This is a genomic window from Azospirillum sp. TSO22-1 (genome assembly GCF_003116015.1).
Taxonomy (GTDB): Bacteria; Pseudomonadota; Alphaproteobacteria; order Azospirillales; family Azospirillaceae; genus Azospirillum.
In genome coordinates, this window is sequence record NZ_LGQZ01000218.1 from 1 (window position 1) to 9,450 (window position 9,450).

Sequence of the window (9,450 nt, forward strand, 5' to 3'; positions counted from 1 at the left end):
CTGAGCAACGGCAACTATGTCGTTCGCAGCAGCAATTGGGCCAACGGCACCGCCGCCAGCGCCGGGGCGGTGACCTGGGGCAGCGGCACCGCCGGCGTCACCGGCGCGGTGTCCGCCGCCAACAGCCTCGTCGGCACCACCGCCAACGATGCCGTGGGCAACGGCGGCGTCACGGCGTTGAGCAACGGCCACTACGTCGTCGCCAGCAGCAATTGGGACAACGGCAGCACGGCCACCAACGCCGGAGCGGTGACCTGGGGCAACGGCACCAGCGGCGTCACCGGCGTGGTGAGTTCCAGCAACAGCCTCGTCGGCACCCGGACGACCGACGCCGTGGGCGGCAGCGTCAAGGTGCTGGGCAACGGCAACTACGTCGTCGCCAGCAGCGGTTGGGACAACGGCAGCACGGCCACCAACGCCGGGGCGGTGACCTGGGGCAGCGGCACCGCCGGCGTCGTCGGCGCGGTGTCCGCCAGCAACAGCCTCGTCGGCACCAAGGCCAACGACAATGTCGGCCTCGGCGTGACGGCGCTGAGCAACGGCAACTACGTCGTCACCAGCAACAATTGGGACAACGGCGCGGCCACCAACGCCGGGGCGGCAACCTGGGGCAGCGGCACCGCCGGCGTCACCGGCGTGGTGAGTTCCAGCAACAGCCTCGTCGGCACCAACGGCAACGATCAGGTGGGCGACGGCGTGACGGCGCTGAGCAACGGCAACTACGTCGTCACCAGCACCAGATGGAACAACGGCACCGTCGTCAGCGCCGGGGCGGTGACCTGGGGCAGCGGGACGAGCGGCGTCACCGGCGCGGTGTCCGCCGCCAACAGCCTGGTCGGCACCTCCTTCGGCAATCAGGTGGGCGACGGCGTGACGGCGCTGAGCAACGGCAACTACGTCGTCACCAGCACCAGATGGAACAACGGCACCCTCACCGGCGCCGGGGCGGTGACCTGGGGCAGCGGGACGAGCGGCGTCACCGGCGCGGTGTCCGCCGCCAACAGCCTGGTCGGCACCACCACCGGCGCCGCGGTGGGCGGGAGTGTCAGGGAGCTGAGCAACGGCAACTACGTCGTCGCCAGCAGCAAGTGGGCCAACGGCAGCGTCGCCAGTGCCGGCGCGGTGACCTGGGGCAACGGCACCGCCGGCGTCACCGGCGTGGTGAGTTCCAGCAACAGCCTCGTCGGCACCCGGCTGAACGACAACATTGGCAGCGGCGGCGTGGCGGCGCTGAGCAACGGCAACTACGTCGTCGTCAGCGCCAAATGGAGCAACGGCAGCGTCACCAATGCCGGGGCGGTGACCTGGGGCAGCGGCACCAGCGGGGTTTCCGGCGCGGTGTCCGCCGCCAACAGCCTCGTCGGCCTGACCCAGAACGACAACGTGGGCAGCGGCGGCGTGACGGCGCTGAGCAACGGCCACTACGTCGTCGCCAGTTCGCAGTGGAGCAATGGGACCCTGGCCGGCGCCGGGGCGGCGACCTGGGGCAACGGCACCGCCGGCATCACCGGCGCGGTGTCCGCCGCCAACAGCCTCGTCGGCGGCAAGGCGTCGGCAAATTTCTCCACCGTGACCGAGTTGTCCGGCCGTTTCCTCGTGTCCTCCACCGCCGACGGGACCGGCGGGCGCGTCGCCGTCGGCCTCACCGACCCCTCGCAGCTCACCTTCGCGGCGGCGTCGGCCCAGACCGTGACCCTGGCCCCGGCGCACCTGACCGCGACGCTGAACGCCGGCACCGCCGTGGCGCTCCAGGCTAGCAACGACATCACGGTGGACAGCGCCATCACCGTCGACAACCCGTCCGGCACCGGCGGCGCCCTCACGCTCCAGGCCGGGCGCAGCATCCTGCTGAACGCCGGCATCACCACCGACAACGGCAACCTGACGCTGATCGCCAACGAGACGCTGGCCAACGGCGTGGTCGACGTCCAGCGCGACAGCGGGGCGGCGGTCGTCGCCATGGCCGCCGGCACGGCGATCGACGCCGGCACCGGCACCCTGTCCATCCTGCTGGCGCCCGGCACCGGCAAGACCCACGCCACGTCGGGCGCCATCACGCTCGGCACCCTCACCGCCGGCACCGTCAGCGTCCTCAACCGCGGCCCCACGGCGGGCAGCGACGTGATCCTCAACGGCACCGTGACGGCCAGCGGCAGCGGCGCCAACGAACTGGTGCTCGCCACCGACGCCGGGGCCTTCACCAACAACGCCGGCGCCTCGGCGCTCAGCGCCGCCGCCAGCCGCTTCCTGGTCTACGCGGCCAAGAAGACCACCAGCAGCACCGGCGGGCTGACCGGCGGCGTGATCCGCTACAAGACCTACGACACCTACGCGCCGGGATCGGTGACGGAGAGCGGCAGCCAGTTCCTCTACGCCGACCGGCCGCTGACGCTCACCGCCGACAGCAAGTCCGTCACCCAGGGCGCCAGCCCGCCCACCCTGACCTGGACCGCCGGCGGCCTGGAGGGCGGCGACACGATCGGCGCCATCCTGTCGGGCACGCCGCTGCTGACCACCACGGCCACCGCCGGATCGCCGGCCGGCAGCTACACCATCGCCATCGCCCCGGGCAGCGTCACCACCAGCGGCGGCTACACGGTGGAATCGCTGGTTCCCGGCACGCTGACCATCGCCGCTCCGCCCGTGTCCCCGGTTTCGCCGCCTCCTCCTCCCGTGGTGACGCCGGTTGCGCCCCCGCCGGTGGTGACGCCGGTCACGCCGCCCGTCGAACCGACTCCTCCGTCACCGCCGCCCGTCGTGACGCCGGTCACGCCCCCGCCCGTCGTGACGCCGGTCACGCCTCCGCCCGTCGTGACGCCAGTGGTGACACCGGTCGCACCGCCCGTTGTGACGCCGCCTCTCCCACCGCCGCCGCCGGTCGTTCCCCTGCCGCCGGCGATCACCGGCACCACGACCGGCATCGGCACGCCGACCGTGTCCCTTGGCACGACAACCGGACCGACGTTCGTTCCGCCGCCGACCGTCACCGGGCCGAACACGGTCGCGGCCACCGGCACCGCAAGCTCGCCGTCCGCCGGCGGCACCACCTCCGCGGTCGTGGTCACGGCGCCTGCGCCCTCGACGCCGCCGTCCTCCGCACCCGGCGCCGGGGGGAGCGCCGCTCCGCAGTCCGCCGGCATCGTCACCGTCCAGGTGACGGCGCCGTCCGCCCCGTCGGCGGGCGGCGTGAGCGCTCCGGTCAGCGCGCCGACCGGCCAGCTCGAAACGTCGGTCAGCGCCGGCGGCTTCAACGTCGTCTACAGCCAGCCGGCCAGCTACGCTGCCTCCTCGGCCGCCACCGGCAGCAACGCCCCGTCCACCGGCAACGCGCCGATCACCACGCCGGGCGCATCCCCGACGGCGGCCAACCGTGGCGACGGCGCGAATTCCGCGCAAAGCTCCACCCGGGGCGAAGGCAATGGCGGCACGCCACTGGCGTCCGCCTCCAGCTTCACCACCTTCAAGGCCGAGGACAACCCCAGCGTGGCCATCGTCAACCCCAACGGCCAGAGCAGCACCGACCAGCGCCACCAAGAGACGGCCCAGTGAGCCGGCCGTTCCGCCCGCAGCCCGACGCGCTGCTGGCCCCCGTCCTCCTCGCCGTCCTCCTCCTCGCCGCCGTCACCGCGCCCGCGGCCGCCCAGGATTTCCAGCGCATCGCCCCCAAGACGCCGCCGGCGAACCCGCCGGTCAGGACTCTGCCGGCCCCGCTGCCGCCCGCCCCGCTGCCGAGCGGCGAGCGGGTCATCCTCCCGGCGCTCAAGGGATTGGTCTTCCTGACCGATGCCGGCCAGTTGCGGCGCGACGGGGCGCCGGAGACCGGGATCGACAGCCGGCGCGTCGACATCCTCGACACGCCCGGGTTCCGGGCCCTGATGGCCCCGCACCTGGACCAGCCGGTGACGCTCGACCGGCTCAACGAGATCATCCGCCAGACCGTGGTCTATTTCCGCGAGCACGACCACCCGCTGGTCGACGTGCTGATCCCCGAGCAGGACATCTCCACCGGCACCGTGCAGATCCTGGCGCTGGAGTTCACCGCCGGGGCCGTACGGACCGAGGGCAACCGCTGGTTTTCCGACGAACTGCTGCTGGGCGAGGTCACCACCCGGCCCGGCGACCGCATCCTGTCCAGCCGCTTGCTTGCCGACATCAACTGGCTGAACCAGAACCCGTTCCGCCGCGTCGATCTGGTCTACCAGCGCTCCGAGAAGCCGGGCTTCTCCGACATCGTGCTGCGCACCGTCGACCAGTTGCCGTTGCGCGTCAACGGCGGCTACGAGAACACCGGCAGCCCGACGACCGAGCGCGGCCGCACCTTCGTCGGCATCAACTGGGGCAACGCCTTCTGGCGCGACCACCAACTGTCCTACCAGTTCACCGCCAGCCCCGATTTCCTAGGCGACCGCCTCGCCGGCTCCTCACCCAAGGCCCATTCGACCAGCCATTCCGGCAGCTATGTCGTGCCGTTGCCCTGGCGTCACACGCTGACCATGTTCGGCAGCTATTCGGAAAGCCTGCCGGTCGTGGCCAGCGGTTTCCATCAGTTGGGCCGCTCCTCCCAGGCGTCGGCCCGCTACGGCATGCCGCTGCCCACGCTGGCGGGGGTGGAGCAGGCGGTGCAGGTCGGGTTCGACTGGAAACGCACGAACAACAATCTGGAGTTCGGCGGCTTCCGCGTCTCCAACACCTCCACCGACGTCGCGCAGTGGGTGGCGGGCTACAGCGCCTCGCTGCCCGACGGCTGGGGGGCGACGGCGTTCAACGCCACCCTGTTCGTCAGCCCCGGCGGCTTCAACGACAGGAACACCACCGCGGCCTTCCAGGCCCAGCGGAGCGGAACCCATGCGCGTTACAGCTATGGCCGCATCGGTGTCGACCGTCTGACCACACTGCCCGAAGCGTTCTCGTGGATGGTGCGCGTCCAGGGGCAACTCGCCAACGGCGCGCTTCCCTCATCCGAACAGCTCGGCTTCGGAGGCGCCACGAGCGTGCGCGGCTATGACGAGCGCGCGATCAACGGCGATCAGGGAGTCCTCGTCACCAACGAGCTGCGCACGCCCGAGGTCAGCCTCCTCAAGGCCCTCGAGGTGGGGGAGATGGACGACAAACTCCAGTTCCTCGGCTTCTGGGACTACGGCATCGCCAACAACCGCAATCCCGGCACCGGCGAGCGCAAGGCCGCCTACGTCTCGGGCGTCGGGCTCGGTCTTCGCTATTCCTGGCCGCCTTACCTGTCCCTGCGCTTCGACTATGGCTGGGCGCTTATCAGCGCAACGGGAAAGGGCGGCCGCACCCGGCCGCATGTCGGCCTCATCCTCGCCTATTGAGGGCCTGGCCTCATAAAGCCAGGCAGCGCTCCTCGAACCGACGGGCGAAGGCCGCCGCGTCGCACAGGCGGGATCCCTGCATCATCGGCCGCAGGCCGCGGCGCCACTCCTCCAGCCGGGCGCGGTCCGCCGCCAGGGCGTGGGCGCGCTCGACGAAATCGTCGGGGCTGCCGGCGATCAGCTCCGGCAGGCCGACGGCGGTCAGCAGGCTGGCGCTGACGCGGGCGGCGTGGTGCGCGCCGGGCAGCGTCAGCACCGGAACCCCCATCCACAGCGCCTCGCAGGTCGTCGTCGTGCCGTTGTAGGGGAAGGGATCCAGCGCGATGTCCATGGCGCCGTACAGCGCCAGATGCTCGGCCCCGTTGGGCAGGTGGCCGCGCAGGTCCAGCCGGTCGGCGGCGACGCCGTGTTCGGCGAACAGGCCCTGCACCCGGCGGCGCACCGCGCGGTCGGCCAGGGGAGCCGTCTTCAGCAGCAGGCGGCTGCCGGGAACCGCGTTCAGCACCCGCGCCCACAGGGCGGCGACGCTGGGATTGAGTTTGGCGAGCGCGTTGAAGGACCCGAAGGTGACCGGCCCGTCCGCCGCCCGCGGCAGCGGATCGGGTGCGGGTTCCAGCGGGCTGTAGCAGAGGAAGCAATCGTCCAGCCGCTCCAGCCGCTCGCTGTGCCAGGCGTCGGTGGCGCCCGGCGGGTCGGCAATGGCGTCGGTGAAGCGGACGTCGATGGCCGACAGCCCGGTGCTCGCCGGATAGCCGAGCCACGTTGCCTGCGCCCGCGCCGGCCGGCGGGCGAAGACCCCGAGGCGGTGGCCGGCGGTGTGGCCGGTCAGATCGATCAGCACGTCGATGCCGTCCTGGCGGATCGTCGCGGCGGCCTCGTCGTCGCTGCGCTCCCGGATGTCGCGCCAGTGGTCGACCAACCCGCGGACCCGCCGGGTGATGCCGTCGGCGCGCTCGATGTTGGCGTAGGCGAACAGCTCGACCCGCGTCCGGTCGTGATGCTCCAGCAGCGGCAGCAGGAACATGGCGATGGAGTGGGCGCGGAAATCCGGCGAGACGTAGCCGATGCGCAGGCGTCGCCCGTCGCCATGGGGTGGCGGCTCCATCGGAGCGACCCGCGCCTCCAGCGCCTCGCCCCAGGCGCGGTGGCGGGCGAACACCGCCGCCGGGTCGAGGTCGTCGCGGTAATTCGCCAGCATCAGCCGGTTGCTGGCGGTTCCCGGATCGTCGGGCCGCAGTTCGTTCACCTTGCGGTAGGCCGCGTCGAGGTCCGGCCCCGGCAGCCCCTTTTCCAGGACGGCGGCCAGACCGAACCACGCGGCGGCATAGTCGGGCTGGCGGTCGGTGGCGGCGCGGAAATAGAAGGCGGACTCCGTCACCCGCCCCTGCCGCGACAGGCACAGCGCGAGGTTGTTCATCGCCGCGACATCGTCCGGCGCCTGCAGCAGAACCTGCCGCAGGTGATGCTCGGCCTGCGCCAGATCGTCGGCGACCAGCGCCGCGGTGCCGGCCAGGAAGCGGAACCGCCCGACCGACGGCTGCTGCTCGACCAGCGTGCGGTACTCCACGAAGGCCAGATCGGGCCGCCCGGCGGCCGTCAGGACCGACCCCAGGGACAGGCGCGCGTCGACGGAGGCCGGATCGATCTCCAGCGCCCGGCGGAAGGCGGCGGCGGCATCGTCATGAGCGCCCTGCTGGGCGAAGAGGTTGCCGATACCGGTGTAGGCGGGCAGGTAGGTCGACGCCCGCAGGGTCACGCCGACGAAGCTGCGCAGCGCGCCGTCGGGATCGCCGCTGTCCTGCTGCGCCCGCCCCAGGTTGTAGAGCCAGTCGGGGTTGTCGCCGCCCTGGGCGATGGCCCGGCGGAACAGCGGCACCGCGGCGGCGGGATCGCCCGCCATGGCGGTCAGCGTCGCGGAAAGCGCCAGGGCGCCGGGATGGTCCGGGTGCCCGGCGAGCGCCCGGTCGCACAGCTCCCGCGCCCGCGCGAGGTCGCCCGCCTCCGTCCGCTCCGCCGCCTGGGCCAGCAGGGTGCCGGGAGCGGCGGGGTCAGTCATGGCGAACCGGCGGCACGCCGTCCTTGCCCCCGTCCTCGACCCAGGCGTGAAGGCGTCGCGCCGCCTCGGCCACCACCGGCGCCCAGTCGCCCGCCGTGTCCTGGCGCAGCAGGGTCAGGCTCGGGTACCAGGGGCTGTCGTCGCGGTCGAGCAGCCAGCGCCAGTCGGGGCTGAACGGCAGCAGCACCCAGCCCCGGCGGCCAAGCCCCCCGGTCAGATGGGCGAGCGCGGTGTCCACCGTGATGACCAGATCGAGGGTGTCCACCACCGCCGCCGTCTCGGCGAAATCATGCAGCATGGGCCCCAGCGGCGTCAGGTTGGCGCGCGGCTCCACCGGCGGGCCTCCTTTGTGCAGGACGAAGAAATGCACGCCCGGAACCGCCAGCAGCGGCGCCAGCGCCCCGACGGGCAGCGAGCGTTCGCGGTCGCGGGCGTGCTCGGGCCGTCCGCTCCACGCCAGACCGACCTTGACGATTGGCCCGGCGGCGGCGTCCAGGCGCCCCCGCCACCGCGCCACCCGCGACGGCTCGGCGAACAGGTAGGGGCAGGCCGACGGGATGCTGTCCAGCCGCGTCCCGAACCGTGCGGGCAGGCTCATCAGCGGGACATGGGCGGCGAAGGGCAGGTCGTCGTGGACCTGGGCCGGCGAGCCGGCGCGCGGCACCACCCGCACGCCATGGCGGCCCAGGCTGGTCCACAGCAGGGTGAACAGCGGGGCCTGCACCTCCAGCGTCACGTCGTGGCCGCGCCCGGCCAGCAGCGCGGCGTAGCGGGCGAACTGCAGCGTGTCGCCGAAGCCCTGCTCGGCGGTCAGCAGCAACGTCCCGGCCAGCGCCTGCGGCGGCTCGCCCCGCCACAGCGGTTGGGCGAAGGGACGATGGGCCTCGCCGAAGCCGTCCCAGCGCCAGCGCCATTCGTAGGCGGGCCAGCCCCGCTCGTAATCGCCCTGCAGCAGCAGGCACAGGCTGAGATTCCAATGGGCGGCGGCGAAATCGGGGCGCAGCGCCAGGGCGCGCTCGTAGCAGCGCCGGACCTCGGATACCGGATCCGCATCGGCCGACGCCCCGGCGGGCGGGGTCCGGCGCGCCATCACCAGGCCGAGGTTGCTGTACGCCTCGAAATACTCCGGGCGCAGCGCGATGGCGCGGCGGTAGGCGGCGATGGCCTCGTCCAGCGCTCCGGCGCCCATGTGGGCGTTGCCGAGATTGTTGTGGACCTCCGCCTCGTCGGCATCGCCGTCGAGCAGCGTGGTGAACAGGGCGACCGCCTCGGCATGGCGGCCCTGCGCCTGGAAACTGGCCCCCAGATTGGCGGCGGCGCCGAAATGGCCGGGGTGCAGCGCCAGCGCTTGGCGGAACACCGCCTCCGCCCCGGCGTGGTCGCGGCGCTGGTAGCGGACCGCCCCCAGCCGGTTCCAGGCGTCGGCGGCCTCGGAGGCGCGTCCGCACGCGGCCAAAGCCGTCGCCAGATTGTGCAAGGTCTCGTCGTTGCCTGGAGCCAGCGCGTCGGATTGGAGCAGATGCTCCACCCCCAGCGCCGCTTGGCCCATCTGCGCGTGTAGGGCGCCGATCAACCCCTGCAGCGCGGCGTTGCCGGGCTGGCCGGACAGCAGGCGGCCGTAGAGATCCAGCGCGTCGGCGAACCGCCCTTGCCGATGGAGTGCGGCAGCTTGCGCCGCTATGTCCTCGGCCGTCATCGGTTGGGAGGTGGAAGGGATCAAACGACGCACCTGATAGCAAGGCCCCCCGGGTCGGAAAGGGGCTGAGCGGGACATTGGGTGGGGATCTGATCGGGCGACGTTCCCGTGGCTCAGTGGTGGCGAAGCTCCACATCGAACGACCTTGGACAAGCAGTGTTCACTTTGCAAGCGGCTGGGGTGTGATCCTCCCTCGAAGCAGTGGACACCTCTGCTAAGCTCCCGCTGGGAGCGGAGAGGTGGATGGTGGATGACACGGCACTTCTTCACGGACGAGTTCAAGCAGGAGGCGGTCGCCCTGCTGGAGAGCCGTGGCCGCCCCTTGGAGCACATCGCCAGGGAGCTCGGCATTCAGCCCTCGATGCTGC

Annotated in this window: 5 protein-coding genes; 3 read left to right on the forward strand and 2 right to left on the reverse strand. The window is 72.2% G+C overall.

The window, feature by feature from the left end:
* Nucleotides 1-3,549, forward strand: a 3,549-nt coding sequence (locus TSO221_RS35830) for an MBG domain-containing protein (protein ID WP_158284303.1), incomplete at its 5' end; no start/stop codon positions are given.
* The gene (locus tag TSO221_RS34240; RefSeq protein WP_158284304.1) at nucleotides 3,546-5,330 is read left to right on the forward strand and encodes a ShlB/FhaC/HecB family hemolysin secretion/activation protein; all 1,785 of its coding nucleotides are present in this window, start codon (nucleotides 3,546-3,548) and stop codon (nucleotides 5,328-5,330) included. The genes TSO221_RS35830 and TSO221_RS34240, both read left to right, overlap by 4 nt.
* 10 nt (nucleotides 5,331-5,340) lie before the next feature.
* Here TSO221_RS34240 and TSO221_RS34245 read toward each other — a convergent pair whose 3' ends face one another.
* Nucleotides 5,341-7,386, reverse strand: coding sequence for a tetratricopeptide repeat protein (locus TSO221_RS34245; protein ID WP_109122923.1), 2,046 nt, complete (start codon nucleotides 7,384-7,386; stop codon nucleotides 5,341-5,343).
* Entirely contained in the window at nucleotides 7,379-9,106 is a 1,728-nt protein-coding gene (locus tag TSO221_RS34250) for a tetratricopeptide repeat-containing glycosyltransferase family protein (RefSeq protein ID WP_158284305.1), read from the reverse strand. The genes TSO221_RS34245 and TSO221_RS34250 overlap by 8 nt, the downstream gene beginning before the upstream one ends.
* A gap of 226 nt (nucleotides 9,107-9,332) precedes the next feature.
* On the opposite strand from TSO221_RS34250, the gene TSO221_RS35835 reads away from it, so the two are divergent.
* Nucleotides 9,333-9,450 (forward strand): transposase (locus tag TSO221_RS35835; protein WP_158284306.1); only part of this gene is annotated, 118 nt, incomplete at its 3' end.

Excerpts from the sequence above, each read along its gene's own strand:
- TSO221_RS34245 (WP_109122923.1), bottom strand. The coding sequence starts at position 7,386 with ATGACTGACCCCGCCGCTCCCGGCACCCTGCTGGCCCAGGCGGCGGAG.